Below are 18,173 nucleotides of genomic sequence, written 5' to 3' on the forward strand. Positions count from 1 at the left end.
CCGCGCCCTGCCCACCTTTTCTCCTACTCTGCCCGCGGATGGGTTTCGTCCGGGCTCAGACTCAGGAGCAGGGCGGCGCCGATCACCAGGGCCGCGCCCAGCAGGGCCAGGGCGGCCAGCCGCTCGCCAAACAGCGCGGCAGCCAGGGCCGCGGCCACCACCGGTTCCAGGCTGGCAATCACGCTGGCGCGCGTGGCGCTCAGGTGCCGCAGGCCCGCGCTGTAGGCCAGATACGCCAGATAGGTGGACAGTACAGCAATGGCCCCCAGGCTGCTCCACACTGGCGGCGTCTTGGCCGTAAAAGTTACGAAAGGCAGCAGGGCCAGCGCCCCCACCGGCAGGGCCACCGCCAGCAGCGCCGCCGGGTCGTAGCGGGTAAAAAATGCCTTGCCGTACAGGTAGTACAGGCTGTAGGTGAAGCCGGCGATTAACCCCCAGGCCAGGGCCGGGCCGCTGACCGTCACGCCCTGGCCGCCGCCCAGGCTGATCAGGGCAATGCCGGCCAGGGTGCCCGCAATGGCCAGCCCCTCGCGCGCACCCAGGCGCTCACGCAGCACCCCCCAGCCCAGCAGGGCCACGAACGCCGGGGCGGTGTACAGCAGCACGCTGGCGAGGCTGGCGCCCCCGGCCTGCACGGCCAGCTGGTAGGCCCCGTAGAACACCGCCACGCCCACCAGCCCAAAAGCCGCCGTCACCAGCAGGTCGCGCCCACGCGGCCAGCGGGCGCGCGTGAAACCGGCATGTGCGGCAAACAGGGCCCCCGCCAGCGCCGCGCGCCAGAAGGCCACCTCCAGCGGCGCCAGTCCCCCCGCCTGGGCCTGCTTGCCCAGAATGCCCAGCAGGCCCCACAGCACCGCTGCGGCCAGAATCAGCAGCGGCGCACGCCGGGCGGGGCTCACGGCCGCCCGGCCAACCGCCGCCAGACGGTCACGGTGGCCAGCACCGTCAGCAGCAGGCCCCCTACCCCCAGGCCAATCAGGGTCAGGCTCACCCAGTCGCGAGTTTCACCCACCGGGGCCAGGGTCAGGGCGCTGTACACCTGCGCGTCGCCGGCCGGGGCCAGCACGTCCACCGGGGTGGGGGCCTGCGCGCGTCCCGCCTGCAGCAGCGTGGGGCCGCTCTGGGTGACCGGGCGCAGCACGCCACTGGCCGAAAGCGGCGTAAAGACGCTGTTGGTGACCCAGTAGCCGTGGGTGCCGGGGGGCACCGCCGCGTCGATCACCAGACTGGTGCCGGACACCTGCACCCCGGGGGCCGGCAGGCGGGTCAGGGCGCCCTGGCTGTCGGCCCGCACCAGGGTGGCGCCGTTGCCGGTCACCCGCAGGTGGTAGGCCCAGCCGCCCTGCCCGCGCACCCGCAGACCCGTGTCGGCCAGCACCTGTTGCCCGCCCAGGGGGCCTTTCACAAAAATATCGGTCACCCCTGCGCTGTAGCCCGAAGGCAGGTTCCAGGGATTGCCCAGCGCCGTGAAACTGACGGTAAAGCGCATGCCCTCCCCCTGCGGCTGGGCAGAAAAGGCGCGCAGGTCCAGCATGTCCGGGCTCAGGGCAGGGCGGGTGGGCAGCACGTACCCGCCGTCCCCGCGTGCGTCGCCGGCGGGGTCAGACAGGGTGGTGGTCGGGGCGAGCAGGGCCAGCACGCCCGGCAGTATAGGCGCGCTACAGGCGCACCAGATCGTCGCGGTGCACCGCTTCGGGGCCGTGGGTGTATCCCAGCGCGGCCTCAATCTCGCGCGAGTGGCGGCCCAGCAGCCGGCCCAGGTCCCCCGAGGCGTAGCGGGCCAGCCCCCGCCCCAGCTCGGTGCCGTCGGGGCCCAGCAGGCGCACCGTGTGGCCGCGCTCAAAGCGGCCCTCCACCGCCGTGATGCCGGCGGGCAGCAGGCTCGCACCCCGCTCCTGCACCGCCTGCGCGGCGCCCGCGTCCAGCCGCAGGCTGCCGGTGGCCACCTCGGCCAGAATCCAGCGTCCCCGGGCCTCCAGCCGGGAACCGTGCGCCTGAAACCGGGTGCCCAGCGCCTCGCCCGCCACGATGCGGCGCAGGGCGTCCGGGGCGTCGCCGGGGGCAATCACCACGGGGGTGCCGGCCCGGGTGGCCACCTCGGCCGCCTGAATCTTGGTGTGCATGCCGCCCGTGCCCCGGTGCGAACCCGCGCCCCCCGCCAGCGCCCAGACTTCCGGGGTCACCCGTTCCACCACCGGGATCAGGGTGGCGTGGGGGTCCAGGCGCGGGTCGGCAGTGTACAGGCCCGGGGCGTCGGTCAGGATCACCAGCAGGTCGGCCTCCACGAGGTTGGCCACAAAGGCCGACAGGGTGTCGTTGTCGCCCACTTTCAGCTGCTCCAGGGCCACGGCGTCGTTCTCGTTGATGATGGGCAGCACCCCGCGCGACAGGCAGCCGGTCAGCGTGGTGCGGGCGTTGAGGTACCGGGTGCGGTTGCGGAAATCGTCGGCGGTCAGCAGTACCTGCGCCACCGGCAGGCCGTACAGGTCGGCCAGCTGCGCGTACAGGTGCATCAGGCGGCCCTGGCCCACGGCCGCCAGCAGCTGCTTTTCGGCCAGGGTGCGGCTTCTGGGAGGAAAGTTCAGCGCTTCCCAGCCGGCCAGCACCGCGCCGCTGGTCACCAGCACCGCCTCATGCCCGGCGGCGCGCACGGCGGCCAGCCCCCGCATCAGGTCCACCAGCCGGGGGCGGTGCAGGCGGTCGGTGCCGGCGGTCAGCACACTCGTACCCAGTTTCAGGACAACGCGCACAGGCGCCAGCATACGGGGCTGGGCCCGGCGCACGCAGCGCGCTGTGCAGATGCCGGATTTTGCGCGAAGGCGGGCAGCGCCCTGCATCAGAATGAGAACGCTATGGCAACAGGCTCAAGACGAGGAGACCGAACGCGCCGCCGCTGGCCCGGGGTGATGATGGGCGCCGCCCTGCTGACGCTGCTGGGTGGGCCGGGGGCGTGGGCCCCGCTGAACGGGGCTCAGGCCAGCGCCGCGCGCGACCTGGGCCCCGTGCAGGCGCTGGAAGCGTTCATGCGAACCTTTGCCCCGCCCCCCGAGGACCTGTCGCTGCTGGCCCTGGCCCGGCGCGAGGCCCTGGACTGGCGCGCCACCCAGAACCTCTTTTCCAGCCGCCTGACCGACGAACCCGCGCACTTTCTGGACTGGCGCGGGCACAGCTTTGGCCCGGCCGGCAACGTGTTCACCACCGTGCGCGCCGCCACCTACCTGCGCGGCCAGGAGGCGCTGCTGGTGCTGAGCCGGCAGTGGTGCGTGCAGGGCCAGTGCCAGGAGCGCAGCGCCTTTGCGTGGCTGGGCCCGGGGGGCCTGCGCCCCACCACCGAGCAGGCCCTGATTCCCCTGATCCGGGACGCGGCTTTTTTCCCTGGCAGCGCGGTGCCCTGCCTGCGCGGGGTCACGCTGGGGGTGGCCTACCGGCCCGCCCGCCAGGGCACCGCGCTCTATGTGCTGCCGGTGCTGCCGGCCAGCGCGGCGCGGGCCTGCGCGGCGGCCGGGGTCAACCTGAACACAGCAACCCGGCCCCTGCGCCTGCACTGGCAGGCGGGGGCCGGGAAGTTTGGCTGGTAGGGGGTGGCCGCTGCGCTCCGCCAGGGCGGGGGGTGGGCGGCCGGGTCAGCTGGCGACCAGGGTGCCCGCCGCCAGCTGACCCACAATGGCGCGCAGGGCCAGTTCAAATTCACCGTACAGGTCCGTGTCCTGCGGAGCGCGCAGCTGGGCCGTCACCGGATCGGTCCCCGGCAGCGACTCGCTGAGCTGCTGCCAGCCGATGGTCATGGCGTACAGGTGGCGCAGCACGCGCATGGCCGTATCCGGGGCATAGGGCATGTGGCCCACCAGCCGGCGCAGTTGCTGGTCCAGGTCGCGGCGGAATTCCAGGGCCAGTTCGGGGCGCACGTTGCGCTCCAGCACCGTGCCCAGCAGCACCAGCAGGCGGCGCAGCGGCGTCAGGTGCTCGGCGTGGTGCAGCAGCACGGCCGCCACGCCCTCGGGGGTGCGGGGCTGGCGCTCGAGAAACAGGTCGGCGGTGGCACTGATCCAGCGGTGCAGGTGTTCACTGAGCAGCGCCAGGAACAGTTCTTCCTTGGTGTCGAAGTACAGGTACAGGGTGCCCTTGGCCAGGCCGGCCTCGCGCGCCACCTGGTTCATGCTCAGTTCGGCGTAGCTGGTGGTGGTCCACAGGCGCTCGGCCGCGCGGAGAATATCGTCGCGGCGTTGGTGTTTCTCTTCCGCGCTACGGGCGCGGGCGGGGCGGGCAGAAGTGCTTGACATCGAACAAAACCATAGTGGCCTGCGGTCAGCTGCGCTGTGAACCAGTTCACGCTATCCCCAGGGGGGGGATGCAGCCTCGCGCCGGGGCCGGCGCCCGGCGGGGTACACTCCTGCCTGAACGGACGCGCCCATGCCCAGACCTGACCCTGCCCAGCCCACCCCCGCCTCTCACCCCCTGGCCGGAAAGGCCCTGGCCGACGAGGTGACAGCCGGCGTGCGCGCCGCGCTGCGGGCCTGGGCCTTCGAGCCGCATCTGGTGAGTGTGCTGGCCTCGGGCGATCCGGCCTCCCGGGTGTACGTGGACAGCAAGGCCCGGCGGGCCCAGCGGCTGGGCGTGCAGTTCAGCGTGCGCGACCTGGGCGACGCCCCCACCCAGGCCGCGCTGCACCGCACCCTGGATGACCTCTCGGCCGACGATACGGTGCATGGCGTCGTCCTGGAATTGCCCCTGGCCCCCGGCCTGGACGCCGACGCCGCCCTGCTGCGCCTTCCAGCCCGCAAGGATATTGAGGGCCTGAGCCCGGCCAACCTCGCCCTGATTGCCGCCGGGCGCGAAAGCGAGGCGCTGCTGCCGCCCACACCGCGCTCGGTGCGCTTTCTGCTGCGCTCGGCCCTGGGTGACGACCTGCGTGGGCGCCGGGTGGCGGTGATTGGCCCGGGGCGCACCGTGGGCCGCCCGCTGACCTTCATGCTGAATAACCGGGGCGTAACGGTGACGCTGTGTAACGAACACACCCGCGATCTGGGCGCGGTGCTGGCCCCCCAGGACGCCGTGGTGGTGGCCGTGGGCCGCGCGGGGCTGCTGCGCGCCCAGCACGTGCAGGGCCACCATGTGGTGATTGACGCAGGCATCAACGTGCAGCCCGGCGGCGTGGTGGGCGACGCCCAGGCCGATCTGCCGGTGCAGGCCCAGACCCCGGTGCCCGGCGGCGTGGGCCCCCTCACCAGCGCCCTGATGTACCAGAACCTGGTGCGCGCGGTCAAATTGCAGCGCGGCGAACCGGTGGAGTAGGGACCAGGGGCCCACGCCCAATGGGAAAGGACGCGCCGCTGGCCGGGCGCGCCCTTTCTGTTTTTCTGCTTCTCCTCTCCGCTCAGCGGAACGACAGGTCTGGGTCCTGGGCGGCATAGGCCGCCTGGGCGGTGTCCTCGGGGGCCTCGGGCTCGCTGTCATCGTGGCGCACGCTCTTGTACCAGCCCCGGCGCCCGGTGAAGTGGTTGAAATACGCCAGCGGCAGGCTGGTGAGCAGCACGAAGGAATACACCGGCAAGCCCAGCAGAATCACCGGCACCATGGTCCAGGGCAGGCGGCGCTCCAGGCAGTAGCGCGCCGCCCAGTTCAGCTGGAACAGCAGGGGCAACACCGTCAGCACCAGCCCGGCGGCCGGGGACAGCGGCAGGCCCTCCCAGCCAAACATGCGGCGCAGGCCCTGGCTGGCGATGCTCAGAATCAGCAGGGCGTTGAGCCACGGGCCCAGGATGAAGTAACTGAAATCCAGCCGGGTCACCAGCGGCCCCGGGCGGCGCCACAGCCGGGGCAGGTAGGCCAGGCATTCCATGGCACCCTGCGTCCAGCGCACCCGCTGCCGGATAAACCCGGGCACCTCAATCAGGCCCTGCTGGCTTACGTGGGCGGTCAGGGCCGCCACGCGGTGGGCAGGGTCGTGCAGGCGAATTTCCACGGCGCTGGCAAAGTCTTCCAGCAGCACCTCGGGCCAGGGGTCCACGCCCCGGGCCAGCTGATCGGCCACGTAGCTGGCGCGCATGCACTGGCCATTGCCGGTCAGCGAGGCGGTGCCGCCCCGGTGCCGGTAGCGCTGGATGTGACCGGTGATAAACGCCTCGATGTCCTGTTGCAGCAGCAGGGTGCGGCCCAGGGCGCCGCGTGCGCCCGCCGGGGCCCCGGTCTGGCGAAAACGCATCCAGCCCTGCGCGGCCATCACATTGGGGTCGGCAAAGGCGCCGCGCACCTGCCGGGGAAAGTCGGCGCCCACCCGCCCATCGGCGTCCAGCACCACCAGGACATCCTGGGCCGGGTCCGGGAAGAAGGAGCTGCGCAGCAACTGGCGCACGGCCCAGTTCATGGCGCGGCCCTTGTTCTGGCGGGCTTCGGGAGGCTGGCGGCGCAGCAGGGTCACCAGGGGGTCCTGCCGGGCCACGCGGGCCACAATGGCCGCCGTGTCGTCGTCGCTGGCGTCGTCAATGACCACCAGCCGGGCACCGGGCACCGTGGCGCGCAGATTGGCCAGGGTCGCGCCGATCACCTGGGCCTCGTTCAGCGCGGGAATCAGGAAGGTCAGGCGCACGCCGTCCTCGCGCTCGGGCGGGCGCAGGCGGCGCTGCGCGGCGCTCAGGAGCTGCTGGGTGGCATACAGGGTAAAGAGAAGCAGGCCAATGAGGTCAATGGCGATCAGCACGTATCTCAAGGTCACCTCGGGCGGCGGACAGCCGGGGGCCGCCGCTGCAACCCTGTTACTATGCCCGCTTCACCCTGAGAACGCCAGGGGAAACATGAGATGCCCCCACCGGGCGCCGGGGATCTACGGCGGGGGGCCGGACTGGTCCAGAAACGCCGCCACTTGCCCGGGCAGGCCGCCCGGGTCCATCAGAAAGGCGTCGTGGCCATGCACGCTGCGCAGCTCCCAGTAGGTGCCGCGCGGCAGGTGCCCGGCGCCGGCCGCCACCTCGGCCGCCGGGTACAGCCCGTCACTGGAGATGCCCACCACCAGCACCGGCGCCTGAATGGTCCGCAGTTCGGCATCGGTGGGCTGAAAGGCGTCCATGGCCCCGGTGAGTGCCAGATACGAGCGCTCGCAGAAGCGGGCCTGCAGCTTCTCGCCCTGGTGGTGCAGGTAAGAGGTGATGGCGGGCACGCCCGGTGCGCGCAGGCCGCTCTGGGTCTGGGCAAAGCTGTCCGGGCTGCGGTAGGAGAGCGTGGCCACCATGCGCGCCACCTTCAGGCCCTCGCCGCCGGGCGCGGCGCGGATGGCCCCGCGCGCGGCCGTGTTCAGGCCAATGGCCCAGGGCGAGTGCCGTGCGGGCGCGCCGATGATGACCGCGCGCTCCACCAGATCGGGGCATTCCAGCAGCCACGCGTAGGCCAGCATGCCGCCCATGCTGGCGCCCACCACCCGCACCCGGCGCACGCCCAGGTGTTCCAGCAGGGCCCGCCCGGCCCGCGCCATGTCGCGCAGGGTCAGCGGCGCGTCGCCCCCGCGCCACCCGGGCAACTCGCCGGGGCCGGTGCTGCCCGCGCAGCCGCCCAGTACGTTGGCACAGACAATGTAGTCGCGCGTGGGGTCCAGGGGCCGGCCCTCGCCCAGAAAGTCCGGCCACCACTCATGCACGGCGCTGGTGCCCGTCAGGGCGTGCAACACCAGCGTGGCCTCCTGGCGCGCCTCGCCGTAGGTGTGGTAGGCCACGCGCAGGTCGCTGACCGGCAGGCCGCAGTCCAGCAGCAGCGGCGCGGCACGGAACAGGTGGGCGGTCTGGCGCCGGGGGGCCGGGGAACATCGCGCCGGGGTGTCCTCCGGGGGTGGGGGCCGCAGGGGGGCAGGGTGGGGCAGGGCGGTCACGCCTCCTCGCCAGGGGCGGCCTCCAGGGGCTCACCCTCCACCAGCGCGGCAGCCAGCGCCTGGGCAAAGTCCTCGCGGATATCGTCAATATGCTCAATGCCCACCGACACCCGCACCAGCCCCGGCGTGACCCCGGCCGAGCGCTGCGCGGTCTCGTCCAGCTGGCTGTGGGTGGTGCTGGCCGGGTGAATCACCAGGGTACGGGTGTCGCCCACATTCGCCACGTGCTGGGCCAGGGCCACCGAACGGATAAACGCCTCGCCAGCCGCGCGCCCGCCGCGCAGTTCAAAGGTCAGTACTCCGCCCGCGCCGCGCGGCAGGTAATGCTGGGCGCGGTCGTAGTGGGGGTGGTTGCTCAGGCCAGGGTAGGTCACGCGCGCCACGTCGGGGTGGGCAGCCAGCCAGCCCGCCAGCGCCTGGGCATTGTGGGCGTGGCGCTCGGCGCGCAGGCTCAGGGTTTCCAGGCCCTGCAAGAATTGCCACGCCTGCTGCGGCGCCAGGGTAGGCCCCAGGTCGCGCAGGCCCTCGGTACGCGCGCGCACGATAAAGGCCACGTTCGGCAGCCCCAGCGCGTTGCCCGCGCCGAACGTTTCCCAGAAGTTCAGGCCGTGGTAGCTGGGGCTCGGCTCGGTGAAGAGGGGGTAGCGGCCGTTGCCCCAGTCGAAGTTGCCGCCGTCGACGATCAGGCCGCCAATGCCGTTGCCGTGCCCACCAATCCATTTGCTGGCCGAGTGCAGCACCACGTTCGCGCCGTGCCGCAGCGGCTGGCAGTAGTAGCCCCCCGCGCCGAAGGTGTTGTCCACGATCACCGCCACCCCCTGGGCGTGCGCGGCGGCGGCAATGGCCTCAAAGTCGGGAATGTTCAGCGCCGGGTTGCCGATGGTCTCCAGGTACACCGCGCGGGTGCGCCCGTCAATCAGAGCGGCGAACTCTTCCGGACGCTCCTCGCGGCCCGTAAAGCGCACCTCGATGCCCAGGCGCTGCAGGGTCACGCGGAACTGGTTGACCGTGCCGCCATACAGGTTGGGCGTGGAGACAATGTTGTCCCCGGCCTGGGCGATGTTCGTGATGGCCAGGAACTGCGCGGCGTGCCCGCTGGCCACGGCCAGGGCCCCCACGCCGCCTTCAAGGGCCGCTACGCGCTCTTCCAGCACCGCGGTCGTGGGGTTCTGAATGCGGCTGTAAATGTTGCCAAAGGCCCGCAGGCCAAACAGGTCAGCGGCGTGCTCCGGCGACTGGAACACGTAACTGTTCGTGGAGTAAATCGGCACCTGCTGCGCGCCGGTGGTGGGATCGGGTTTCTGGCCGGCGTGAACCTGCAACGTTTCAAACTGGTGCGCCATAACGAACGCCTCCTGGGGGTGGGAACGGTGGAGGCACACCCAAATGGCGCGCGCCCCTGCTCTGGAACGGTGAGAAGGGGCGCTGAGCGTGAAATCGTCCGCGTGACCTTCCCTCTTGGTCCCGCCGGGCGGTCATCGTCGACCCGCCTGCGGGCTGGCCTTGGCACCGTGACGCGATGAGGTCCGGTTGCCGCGCCGTCTACGAGCCAGGTCTCTCGGGCGCTCTGAAGTGGGTCGCTCCACGCGGGAGCTGCCTGACAGGGTAAGGGCGCAGGCAGGCGCGGGTCAAGCGGCCCTGCCCGGCGCCCGGGGTGGGCGTCCAGACAGGGCCGGGGCGAAAGGGCGCAACGGCGTGAGGAACAACTGCTTCGCCCCGCGCACCTGCGCTTTCCCCGGGACGGCCCACGCGCTAGGATGAACAGCGTCGGAACATTTCATGAGTGGCGCGCCTGCCCCTCTCCTGCTCTCCCCCAGACCAGGCGCCCAGAACACCCTTTTTCTGTTTGATCCGCCCCTCAGAGGAGTCCCATGCGTAACCTGTCCCTGGCCACCGCCGTGCTCAGCCTTGCCCTGCTGGCGGCCTGCACCCCCTCGCCTGCCCCCGAACCCACGCCCACCCCGACACCCACGCCCACGCCGGCCCCAGGCACCCAGACCGACTTTGGCCGCCTGCAGACCCTGAAACCCGGCCAGGAAGACACCGTGCGCACCAAGCTCAAGGTGAACATCGTGTTCGTGGGCTACCGCCAGACCCTGCCCGGTCAGGTGGCCACGGCCCGCCAGATCAGCACCCAGGACTTCGCGCAGACCCTGCCCAAGACCTACGACGCGGTCAACCGCATTCCCAGCGCCTACGGCCGCCTGGAGAAGACAGGCAACACCTTCGATTTCGATTACAACTACGTGTTTGCCAATGAGGCGTTTGAAAATGATTTCTTCCGCTTCCTGACCAGCAAGGGCACCGAGAAGAACCTGACGGTGCAGCAGCGTAGCTACAACTGCCAGACGGACCCCAATGTGGAAGACCCCGCCTGCACGGCGCCTGCAGGGAACATCAACCGCCCCATTACCGGCAACCTGGAGATTGACGCGCTGGAGACGGAAAACTGGCTGGCCGACAATGTGTCGCGCGTGGGCGCCAAGCCGGGCGAGTACACCATCTACTTCGTGAACTGGTTTGACCGCCCCGACTTCAAATTCCACAGCTACACCCGCGCTGCGGCCGCTGACACCGACACGGGCACCACTTTCGGCGCGCGTGGCAGCCGCCGCCTGATCGCCTGGGGTGGCAGCACCCGCCAGGGCAGCGCGGCGCAGCGCGTCTGGTTCTACGACCTGTCCGCCAACCCCGATCCCTGGACCCGCGCCTTTGACGTGACCAACCCCGACACGGACGGCGACGGCGCACCCGACTACCGCATGCCGCCCATCTGGGAATACGGCACCCGCAAGGCCAGCATCGGTTACGGCCGCAAGGTCAGCCCCGATCTGGCCCTCGTGGCGCGCTACACCGCCATCAACCTGCTGTTCACGCCCAGCCCCATCTACCGCGCGGCCCTGACGCCCCCGCAGATGCCCGAGGAAATCCTGCTGGACACCCATGTGGAGCAGGGCGCGGGCGCCGCTGCCCCGGCCACGGTGCTTAAGCCGCAGCTGCTTCAGGACCGCGTTTCGGTGCTGCAGCCGTTTGCCAAGTTCAGCACGGTCATCAAGGAAACGCCCCTGGACGGCAACCTGGCCGATGTCTACAAGTGCTTCTTCCCGGTGGAAGCCGACGACATCTGCTCGCCCAACTACGCCGACTTCAGCGGCGAGGCGCTGTTCCAGTACGGTGTGCGCGAACTGCGCAAGGACTACCTGACCACGCCGGCCAAGCAGTACCGCCTGCCCATCTACCTGTTCAACGACGCCCAGAACAGCCAGGGCGGCCTGCTGGGCATCGCCTACGACGACGGCGAGACGGGCACCCAGAGCTTCGTCTACTCGTTCCTGACCCCGGATCTGATTGACGCGGGCTACGGCTTTACCGACACCACCGTTCACGAGGTCGGCCACCACCTCAGCCTGTCGCACCCGCACGACGGCTATGACAGCGAGCAGAACCTGTCGTATGGACCCAGCGGCGACTTCTTCTTCGTGAACACCGGGGACCAGAGCGCCACGATCATGTCCTACAACGACCTGTCGCGCACCTTCGGGCAGTTCAACCTGGACAGCCAGTACCGCTACCTGACGGCTGCCTACCTGAACAACACCAACGCCATTCTGGAACTCACCCGCCGCGCCGGGAAGGCCAGTGGCGTGGGCCCAGCCGCCGTGAACGCCGACAGCCTGTTCACGCAGGCCAAGACCAAGTACGACGCCCTGGACTACCTGGGCGCCGCGCAGCTGGCCCACCAGGGCTACCGCGCCGTGCTGGGGGCTGCCCAGACCGCAGGCGTCAGCGTGCAGGGCTACAAGTGGTACGAGAACCTCAACGGCCTGCAGGCCCAGAGCGCCGCTGCCAAGCCCCGGGTCAGCAAGACCTTCCAGGCCCAGCAGGGTCTGGTGATCTTCCCCGAAGAAACCCCGCTGCAGCGCCAGCTGCGCCTGCAGAAGTAAGAGCAGGTCCAGCAGACACAGCGCCTATCGGTGGCCCCAGCCTTGTCCCGGCTGGGGCCCTTTTCATGGGTCCGGGGACCAGTGAACTGGGGCACCGGCCCTCACCGTTCTGCCTGTTCTATCAGCTGGTCATCAGATGGTAAGCCGGTCGCCGGTCCTGCCCGGGTGGGGTGGCTACAGTGCCCGCATGGCATCCCCCCGCGCACTGGCCCTGCTTCTGGCCTCCTGGCTGCTGCCCGTTTCGGCGGCTGCGCAGCCGGCACCTTCCCTGCCCCCCCGGCCCGGCGCCCCCACCAGTCCGGCGGGCGTCTCGGCGGCCCAGGTTCAGGCGGCGCTGAACGAGCGCCCCGTCCTGCGGCTGATGCTGCTCAACCTCAGTCTGCGAGAGGTGCTGCGCGCCGGCACGGTGAAACTCACGCCCAACACGGCACTGAAACTGCGCATCCTGCTGGCGCCGCTGTCGTCGGGCGCCACCCTGCGGCCCGATACGGCGGGGCAAACCGTGACCAACCTGCTGGCCGCCCTGACCCCGGAGCAGCGCCGGGCCGTGGAGGGCAACATGCAAAGCCGTGAGGACCGCGCGCGCATGCTGGCCTCGCAGACCCGGATTGCGGGCACGGCCGGGCCGGTCAGCGGCGTGCAGGCGGTGCTGTACCTGCTGGTGCCGGGCGGGCGCTCGGTCGTGGACCGCCTGGGCCGTCAGGATGACCTGAATCCCTACCGCAGCAACGCCGCCAACACCGATATTCTGAGCAGCCTGCTGGAACTGCTGAAGTAGCGGACGCAGGGGCCCGGGGCGGCCCCTGTCGGCGGGGTGGAGCAGTGCCGCCAGCCGGCGCCCGCTTCAGCCGCTACCCGGCGCGCTGGCCCTGCACGCACTCCGGGCAGCGGCCGTACAGGGTCACCTCATGCGCCTCGACCACAAAACCGCCGGGATACACCGTGCCGCTGGGCAGGGCCACGGGGCAGGTGTGCAGGGTAAACACCCGGCCGCAGCCCGTGCAGCTGAAGTGGTGGTGGTGGCCCTTGCCGCTGGGTTCGTAACGGGTTTCACCGTCCAGCGTCACGGGGTGAATGCGGCCCTGTTCGGTCAGCAGCTTCAGGGTGCGGTACACGGTCGCCACGCCCAGGGCCGGCAGGTCGGTGCGGGCGCGTGCCAGCACGTCCCCCACAGCCAGCGGCCCTTCGGCGTCGTGCAGCACGCGGGCAATCACGTCACGCTGCCGGGTGCTGCGCGCGGCGCTCACGCCGACCCCGGCAGACCGGACAGAAAGAAGGTGTGGCCCCGGCTCATCTGCCCGGCAGGCTAGCACCCCGCCGGCACCACAATCAAAAAGCCGCCCACGTTCGGGGCGGCCAGGAAAGGGCGCACTCAGCGCTGGTTGGGGTTGGCCATCTCCTCGGGAGCAATGGCGCTGCCCTCGGCCTTGGCCTGCACCTGACTGGGCGGCGTGGGCACCTGCCCGGCGTGGGCCTGGGGGGGCATGGCGGGGGGGGCGCTGCGCTCGGCCGGGGCCTGCTGCGCGTAGCTGCGGGTGGCGGTGGCCGCGCTGGCCGGCGCCTTGCTGACCGGCGAGGCAGCGCCCTGTGCCTGCCCGGCGCGGGTCATCAGGCTGTCGGCCAGGGTTTCCAGGCGCGGGGCAATCACCTTGTCGGTGAGGGTCTTGAAGGCCAGGGTGCCCACGGTGGCCACCAGGGCGCCGCCCACGCCCCCGCCGCCCTTGCCCTTCTGCTGGGCCTTGACCAGCGCCTTCTGGTGCTTGACCGGGCTCTGGGCGTCCACGTAGACCTTGCGGCTGCGGCGCAGCTGCCGCCCGATCACCAGCCCCAGCACCGCCCCCACCGCCGAGGCGCCGCCCAGCATCTTCAGCGGCTCCTGCTGCATCTTGACCTGCAGGCTGGCCTCGCGGGTCAGGGCGTCCACGCTGGCCTTCAGGCGCTCGCGGGCTTCCTCGCGTTCGGTGATGTACACGCGTTCTGTGGTCATCAGCGGCCACCCCGCTTCATGTCGCCCCGGAAGGTAGGCTCGGTGCTCACGGGAATGCCGGGGGCGTCCTTGAGCACCACGGGCTCCTGCAGGTTGGGGTCGTGGTGATGACCGTGGCTGTGCTTGCCCACCTCGCTGCCATCAATCTTCTTGTTCAGGCCGCTGCTGTACTCCTGCGGCTCACCGCCCGGCTTGCTTTCGTACACCGGGACCGTCACCGTGCCGTGTTCCACGCGCACCGTGGCCACGCCGCCCTGCTCACCCATCACGCGGGTTTCACCCGCCGCGTACTCGGTGGGGTCGCGGCGCAGCTCCACGCGCGGGCCGTTGGGGTTGTAGGCGTCGCGCTCGGCGTTGTCGCGGCTGGCGGGCACGTTGCCCATGCGCGCATTGGCCGTGGGGCGGTTCGTCTGCAGCCCGGCACCCTGCGAACCCGCTGGGCGGGGCGCAGTGGGAGCAGGACGCTCTTCGTGATCGGCCAGCTGGTCGTCCATGCGGTCCCTCCGGAACCGGGGCTCGTCGTTCGGCACCTCGGCGCTTAGTTTCTTCAGGCCCATCATGATCAGCGCGCCGGTCACGGCAAAGCTCAGAAGCGCGATCAGCAGTGCGGCGGCCCAGGGTCCCAGCCCCAGCCGCATCAGGCCGTAGAACACGGCCAGGATAAGAAAGACCAGCCCCATGATGAGCGGCCCGGTCGAGGCCAGCAGCAACACGGCGCCTATCCCCTTGGCCTTGGCCACCTGCCCGGCCTTGCGGGCCACGGCGCTCAATTCCGCCTTTACGAGGGTCATGCCGGCATCAAACACATCCACCAGCGCGCCACCCAGACTCTTGCGTTCTTCCATGCTTCCCTCCAACGCGGCCCTGCACACGGACAGGGCCAGACGCCCCCAGCATAATGAACCGGATGCCCGGCCCGCCCCAGCACCAAGAAAATCTGAACCTGACCCTGGCCCAGCGCTCAAATCTGTGGGCGCCCACTGCGCGGGGCTATCACGCTTGGCGCGCCGGGTCCCTGCGCCTGCTGGGCGCCCGTGGCCTGACCCTGGCGCGCGAGGCTGACCTGATGACGGCCCTGTGCCGCCCGGGGCCGGGGCAGCGCTGGCTGGACGCCGGCACCAGCAGCGGCTTTTACGCCGGGGTGCTGGCCCGCGCCGGCGCGCAGGTCCTGGCCGCCGACCTGAGCGCACCCATGCTGCAAGAAGCCGGGCGGCGCCAGCGGGGGCTGGGCATTGAGTGGCGGCAGCTGAATCTGGAACGCAGTGGGCTGCCGGCCGCCGGGTTTGACGGCGTCACGGTGGGGGCCACCCTGAACGAAACGCACGACCCCGCGCGCCTGCTGAGCGAACTGGCGCGGCTGCTGCGCCCCGGTGGGCAGCTGTGGCTGATGTACCTGCGCCGCACAGGGGGCCCGCTGCAGGCGGCGCTGGAGCGGGCGGCCCTGGGCGGCCTGACGTTTCCCGATCCCGCCTGGGTGGCGCGCGCCCTGCCAGGGCTGCGCCTGACCCACGGCCTGAACACCGGCGCGGTGCGGTTCGAGCGCTATGAGGTTGAGCGCTCTGCGAAGGGAAGCAGCGCCGCACCCGGGGCCGCCACAAGAACTCTGTAAGAATGCGTGACGTTCTGTGCGTGCCCGCCCCCTACACTCGGTGTTCAAGGACTGCCAACGTGACTGATGCCACCCTCTCTTCCTTTCGTGCCCCGCACCTCGACCGGGCGGTCGCGCACTGCCGGGACGTGACACGCACGCACAGCAAGACCTTCTACCTGGGCTCGCGCTTTTTTCCGGTCCAGCAGCGCCGGGCCGTGTGGGCGGTGTACGCCGCCTGCCGCGACGGCGACGACATTGTGGACGAGGCCAGTGGTGAGGCGGCCCGCGCAGGTCTGGAGCGGTGGTGGACACGCATTCAGGCGGCCTTTGCCGGGCAGCCCGGGGCCCATCCCACCGACGTGGCGCTGGCCTGGGCCGCCCAGACCTACCCCATTCCGCTGTCCGCCTTTGCCGAGCTGCACGAGGGGCTGCGCATGGACCTGGAGGCCCGCGCCTACCACGATATGGCGGACCTGACCCTGTACTGCCGCCGGGTGGCGGGGGTGGTGGGTTTCATGATTGCGCCCATCAGCGGCTTTGAGGGCGGCGAGCGCACGCTGGACCACGCCCTGAAGCTGGGGCAGGCCATGCAGCTGACCAATATCCTGCGCGATGTGGGCGAGGACCTGACCCGGGGCCGCGTGTACCTGCCGGCCGGCCTGCTGGCCGAATATGGCGTGAGCCGCGCCGACCTGGAACGCGGCGAGGTCACGCCCGAGTACCGCGCGCTGATGCGCCACCTGTCCGAACTGGCCCGGTCGTGGTACGCCGAGGGCCGCACCGGCATTCCCTGCCTGCACGGCAGCGCCCGGCTGGCGGTGGCCGCCGCCGCCCGCGCCTACGAGGGCATTCTGGATGATCTGGCGCGCGGCGGCTTTGACAACTTCGGGCGGCGGGCCCACGTGAGCGGCACGCGCAAGCTGCTGCTGCTGCCCCGGGCGTGGTGGGAACTGCGCGCCGCGCCCGCCCCGCTGTCCTGATTTCCTTCTTTCTTCATTTTCTGTCGTCTGGGGCCTGCGCCCCAGCGGGAGGCCCCCAACCATGACCCTCTCCCCCACCCACCCCCGCCGCAAGACGGCCCTGATTATCGGCGCCGGCTTTGGCGGCCTGAGCCTGGGCATTCGCCTGCAGAGCATGGGCTTTGACACCACGATTCTGGAACGCCTGGACGCCCCCGGCGGGCGCGCCTACCAGAAACGCACCCCGGACGGCTACGTGTTCGACATGGGCCCCACGGTCATTACCGTGCCGCACTTTATCGAGGAGCTGTTCGCACTGCAGCGCGGCGCCGCTGGCCTGAGCACCCCCGATTACCCGGCGCAGGTGCTGGCCCCGGGCGCGCGGGTGACCCAGGGCGAGAGCGGCGGCCCGCGCACCCGCGAGTACGTGCGGCTGGTGCCCATCCTGCCCTTTTACCGGATTTACTTTGACGACGGCACCTTCTTCGACTATGACGGCGACCCCGAGAACACCCGGCGCCAGATTCTGGCCCTGGCCCCCGGGGACCTGGACGGTTACGAACGCTTTCATGCCGACGCGCAGGCGATCTTCGAGCGCGGTTTTCTGGAGCTGGGCTACACGCACTTCGGGGACATGGGCAGCATGTGGCGCGTGGTGCCGGACCTGCTGAAACTGGACGCCGTGCGCACGCTGTTTTCCTTTACCAGCAAGTATTTCCAGAGCCCCAAGCTGCGGCAGGTGTTTTCCTTTGAAACGCTACTGGTGGGGGGCAATCCGCTGTCGGTGCCGGCCATCTACGCCATGATTCACTTTGTCGAGAAAACCTGGGGCATTCATTACGTGATGGGCGGCACCGGCGCGCTGGTGCGGGCCTTTGTACAGAAGTTCGAAGAACTGGGCGGGCAGATGCGCTACGGGGCCGGGGTGGATGAGGTACTCGTCACCGATGACCGGGGCCGCCCGGTGCGCGCGCCGCTGGGCCGCCGCGTGGCGCGGGGCGTGCGCCTGGAGAGTGGTGAGGAGCTGCACGCCGATCTGGTGGTGAGCAACGGCGACTGGGCCAACACCTACCTCAGGCGGGTGCCGGCCGCCGCCCGGCTGGTGAACAGCGACCTGCGCGTGAAGGCCGCGCGCCAGAGCATGAGCCTGATCGTCATTTACTTCGGCTTCCGCCACGACGGCACGGACCTGGGGCTGCGCCACCACAACATCATCCTGGGGCCCCGCTACGAGGAACTGCTGACCGAAATTTTTGGGCGCAAGGTGCTGAGCCAGGATTTCAGCCAGTACCTGCACGTGCCCACCCTGACCGACCCCAGCCTGGCCCCGGAGGGCCACCACGCGGCCTATACCCTGGTGCCCGTGCCGCACAACGGCAGCGGTATTGACTGGAGCGTGGAGGGCCCGAAGCTGGTGGACCGGGTGCTGACCTTTCTGGACGAACGCGGGTATATCCCGGGGCTGCGTGAGCGCCTGACGCACCAGGAATTTATTACCCCCGACTACTTTGAAAGTACGCTGGACAGCCACCTGGGCAACGCCTTCGGGCCAGAGCCCCGCCTGACCCAGAGTGCGTTTTTCCGCCCGCACAACCGCAGCGAGGACGTGAAGAACCTGTATCTGGTGGGGGCGGGCGCGCAGCCCGGCGGCGGCACCCCCAGCGTGATGATGTCGGCCAAGATGACGGCCCGCCTGATCGCCCAGGATTTCGGCCTGCACCCCGATCTGCTGGGCGAGGGCGTGAGCGGCGCCGCCGACTGAACGGAAAGGCAATCCAGGGCGAGGCCGGACAGGATGTTCCGGCCTCTTTGACTGTGCTGCAAACAGCACCAGCCG

General features: G+C 70.5%; 17 protein-coding genes and 1 riboswitch. Of the genes, 7 read left to right on the forward strand and 10 right to left on the reverse strand.

The window, feature by feature from the left end:
* Nucleotides 1-23: 23 nt before the first annotated feature.
* The 3 genes from C8263_RS04310 to proB are packed head-to-tail and all read right to left on the reverse strand — an operon-like array spanning nt 24 to nt 2,750.
* Nucleotides 24-899 (reverse strand): DMT family transporter, encoded by an 876-nt coding sequence (locus tag C8263_RS04310; protein WP_233218640.1) that lies wholly within the window; start codon nt 897-899, stop codon nt 24-26.
* Nucleotides 896-1,639: a glucodextranase DOMON-like domain-containing protein gene (locus C8263_RS04315; protein ID WP_233218641.1), complete on the reverse strand. Its 744-nt coding sequence runs from the start codon at nt 1,637-1,639 to the stop codon at nt 896-898. The genes C8263_RS04310 and C8263_RS04315 overlap by 4 nt, the downstream gene beginning before the upstream one ends.
* 19 nt (nt 1,640-1,658) lie before the next feature.
* Nucleotides 1,659-2,750: a glutamate 5-kinase gene (gene proB / locus C8263_RS04320; protein WP_107137028.1), complete on the reverse strand. Its 1,092-nt coding sequence runs from the start codon at nt 2,748-2,750 to the stop codon at nt 1,659-1,661.
* 156 nt (nt 2,751-2,906) lie between these two features.
* Between proB and C8263_RS04325 the strand changes: the two genes are divergently transcribed.
* Nucleotides 2,907-3,578, forward strand: coding sequence for a hypothetical protein (locus C8263_RS04325; protein WP_107136882.1), 672 nt, complete (start codon nt 2,907-2,909; stop codon nt 3,576-3,578).
* Between the two features lie 45 nt (nt 3,579-3,623).
* On the opposite strand, the gene C8263_RS04330 is transcribed toward C8263_RS04325, so the two are convergent.
* The gene (locus C8263_RS04330; protein ID WP_107136883.1) at nt 3,624-4,280 is read right to left on the reverse strand and encodes a TetR/AcrR family transcriptional regulator; all 657 of its coding nucleotides are present in this window, start codon (nt 4,278-4,280) and stop codon (nt 3,624-3,626) included.
* A gap of 130 nt (nt 4,281-4,410) precedes the next feature.
* Between C8263_RS04330 and C8263_RS04335 the strand changes: the two genes are divergently transcribed.
* Nucleotides 4,411-5,292: a bifunctional 5,10-methylenetetrahydrofolate dehydrogenase/5,10-methenyltetrahydrofolate cyclohydrolase gene (locus tag C8263_RS04335; RefSeq protein ID WP_107136884.1), complete on the forward strand. Its 882-nt coding sequence runs from the start codon at nt 4,411-4,413 to the stop codon at nt 5,290-5,292.
* Nucleotides 5,293-5,374: 82 nt separating this feature from the next.
* Here C8263_RS04335 and C8263_RS04340 read toward each other — a convergent pair whose 3' ends face one another.
* The 3 genes from C8263_RS04340 to C8263_RS04350 form a co-directional block, all read right to left on the reverse strand.
* The gene (locus tag C8263_RS04340; RefSeq protein ID WP_233218652.1) at nt 5,375-6,697 is read right to left on the reverse strand and encodes a glycosyltransferase family 2 protein; all 1,323 of its coding nucleotides are present in this window, start codon (nt 6,695-6,697) and stop codon (nt 5,375-5,377) included.
* Nucleotides 6,698-6,820: 123 nt separating this feature from the next.
* Complete coding sequence (locus C8263_RS04345) at nt 6,821-7,855, reverse strand: homoserine O-acetyltransferase family protein (RefSeq protein ID WP_107136885.1); 1,035 nt, start codon at nt 7,853-7,855, stop codon at nt 6,821-6,823.
* A complete protein-coding gene (locus tag C8263_RS04350; RefSeq protein WP_107136886.1) occupies nt 7,852-9,198 on the reverse strand; it encodes an O-acetylhomoserine aminocarboxypropyltransferase/cysteine synthase family protein in 1,347 nt (448 codons plus the stop codon). Before C8263_RS04350 ends, C8263_RS04345 begins: the two co-directional genes overlap by 4 nt.
* 141 nt (nt 9,199-9,339) lie before the next feature.
* Nucleotides 9,340-9,433: riboswitch (SAM riboswitch) on the reverse strand.
* A gap of 293 nt (nt 9,434-9,726) precedes the next feature.
* Between C8263_RS04350 and C8263_RS04355 the strand changes: the two genes are divergently transcribed.
* Together C8263_RS04355 and C8263_RS04360 are read left to right on the forward strand one after the other, a co-directional pair.
* Nucleotides 9,727-11,799, forward strand: coding sequence for a zinc metalloprotease (locus C8263_RS04355; protein WP_107136887.1), 2,073 nt, complete (start codon nt 9,727-9,729; stop codon nt 11,797-11,799).
* Between the two features lie 187 nt (nt 11,800-11,986).
* Nucleotides 11,987-12,577, forward strand: coding sequence for a hypothetical protein (locus C8263_RS04360; RefSeq protein ID WP_107136888.1), 591 nt, complete (start codon nt 11,987-11,989; stop codon nt 12,575-12,577).
* A 73-nt stretch (nt 12,578-12,650) separates the two neighbouring features.
* Here the strand turns inward: C8263_RS04360 and C8263_RS04365 are convergent, their stop codons facing one another.
* From C8263_RS04365 to C8263_RS04375, 3 genes are all read right to left on the reverse strand, one after another.
* Nucleotides 12,651-13,046 (reverse strand): Fur family transcriptional regulator, encoded by a 396-nt coding sequence (locus C8263_RS04365; protein ID WP_107136889.1) that lies wholly within the window; start codon nt 13,044-13,046, stop codon nt 12,651-12,653.
* A 125-nt stretch (nt 13,047-13,171) separates the two neighbouring features.
* Nucleotides 13,172-13,786, reverse strand: coding sequence for a hypothetical protein (locus tag C8263_RS04370; protein WP_107136890.1), 615 nt, complete (start codon nt 13,784-13,786; stop codon nt 13,172-13,174).
* Nucleotides 13,786-14,631 carry a phage holin family protein gene (locus tag C8263_RS04375; RefSeq protein ID WP_107136891.1) on the reverse strand — a complete coding sequence of 282 codons (846 nt, stop codon included), beginning with the start codon at nt 14,629-14,631 and terminating at the stop codon, nt 13,786-13,788. Before C8263_RS04375 ends, C8263_RS04370 begins: the two co-directional genes overlap by 1 nt.
* Before the next feature lie 62 nt (nt 14,632-14,693).
* On the opposite strand from C8263_RS04375, the gene C8263_RS04380 reads away from it, so the two are divergent.
* The 3 genes from C8263_RS04380 to crtI all read left to right on the forward strand — a co-directional run bounded on the left by C8263_RS04380 (nt 14,694) and on the right by crtI (nt 18,098).
* On the forward strand, nt 14,694-15,395 hold the full coding sequence (locus C8263_RS04380) for a class I SAM-dependent methyltransferase (protein ID WP_408608033.1): 702 nt from the start codon (nt 14,694-14,696) through the stop codon (nt 15,393-15,395).
* 128 nt (nt 15,396-15,523) lie between these two features.
* Complete coding sequence (locus C8263_RS04385) at nt 15,524-16,357, forward strand: phytoene/squalene synthase family protein (protein ID WP_233218653.1); 834 nt, start codon at nt 15,524-15,526, stop codon at nt 16,355-16,357.
* A 61-nt stretch (nt 16,358-16,418) separates the two neighbouring features.
* Nucleotides 16,419-18,098, forward strand: coding sequence for a phytoene desaturase family protein (crtI, locus tag C8263_RS04390; RefSeq protein ID WP_107136894.1), 1,680 nt, complete (start codon nt 16,419-16,421; stop codon nt 18,096-18,098).
* The last annotated feature ends 75 nt before the right edge of the window (nt 18,099-18,173 follow it).

This window comes from Deinococcus arcticus (genome assembly GCF_003028415.1).
GTDB classification, from domain to species: Bacteria; Deinococcota; Deinococci; order Deinococcales; family Deinococcaceae; genus Deinococcus; species Deinococcus arcticus.

Bases quoted from the DNA above. Each gene is read 5' to 3' on its own strand.
- C8263_RS04325 (WP_107136882.1), top strand. From the start codon at position 2,907: ATGATGGGCGCCGCCCTGCTGACGCTGCTGGGTGGGCCGGGGGCGTGG.
- C8263_RS04350 (WP_107136886.1), bottom strand. From the start codon at position 9,198: ATGGCGCACCAGTTTGAAACGTTGCAGGTTCACGCCGGCCAGAAACCC.
- C8263_RS04360 (WP_107136888.1), top strand. From the start codon at position 11,987: ATGGCATCCCCCCGCGCACTGGCCCTGCTTCTGGCCTCCTGGCTGCTG.
- C8263_RS04330 (WP_107136883.1), bottom strand. From the start codon at position 4,280: ATGTCAAGCACTTCTGCCCGCCCCGCCCGCGCCCGTAGCGCGGAAGAG.
- C8263_RS04375 (WP_107136891.1), bottom strand. From the start codon at position 14,631: ATGGAAGAACGCAAGAGTCTGGGTGGCGCGCTGGTGGATGTGTTTGAT.
- C8263_RS04355 (WP_107136887.1), top strand. From the start codon at position 9,727: ATGCGTAACCTGTCCCTGGCCACCGCCGTGCTCAGCCTTGCCCTGCTG.
- crtI (WP_107136894.1), top strand. From the start codon at position 16,419: ATGACCCTCTCCCCCACCCACCCCCGCCGCAAGACGGCCCTGATTATC.
- C8263_RS04335 (WP_107136884.1), top strand. From the start codon at position 4,411: ATGCCCAGACCTGACCCTGCCCAGCCCACCCCCGCCTCTCACCCCCTG.
- C8263_RS04380 (WP_408608033.1), top strand. From the start codon at position 14,694: ATGCCCGGCCCGCCCCAGCACCAAGAAAATCTGAACCTGACCCTGGCC.
- C8263_RS04370 (WP_107136890.1), bottom strand. From the start codon at position 13,786: ATGACCACAGAACGCGTGTACATCACCGAACGCGAGGAAGCCCGCGAG.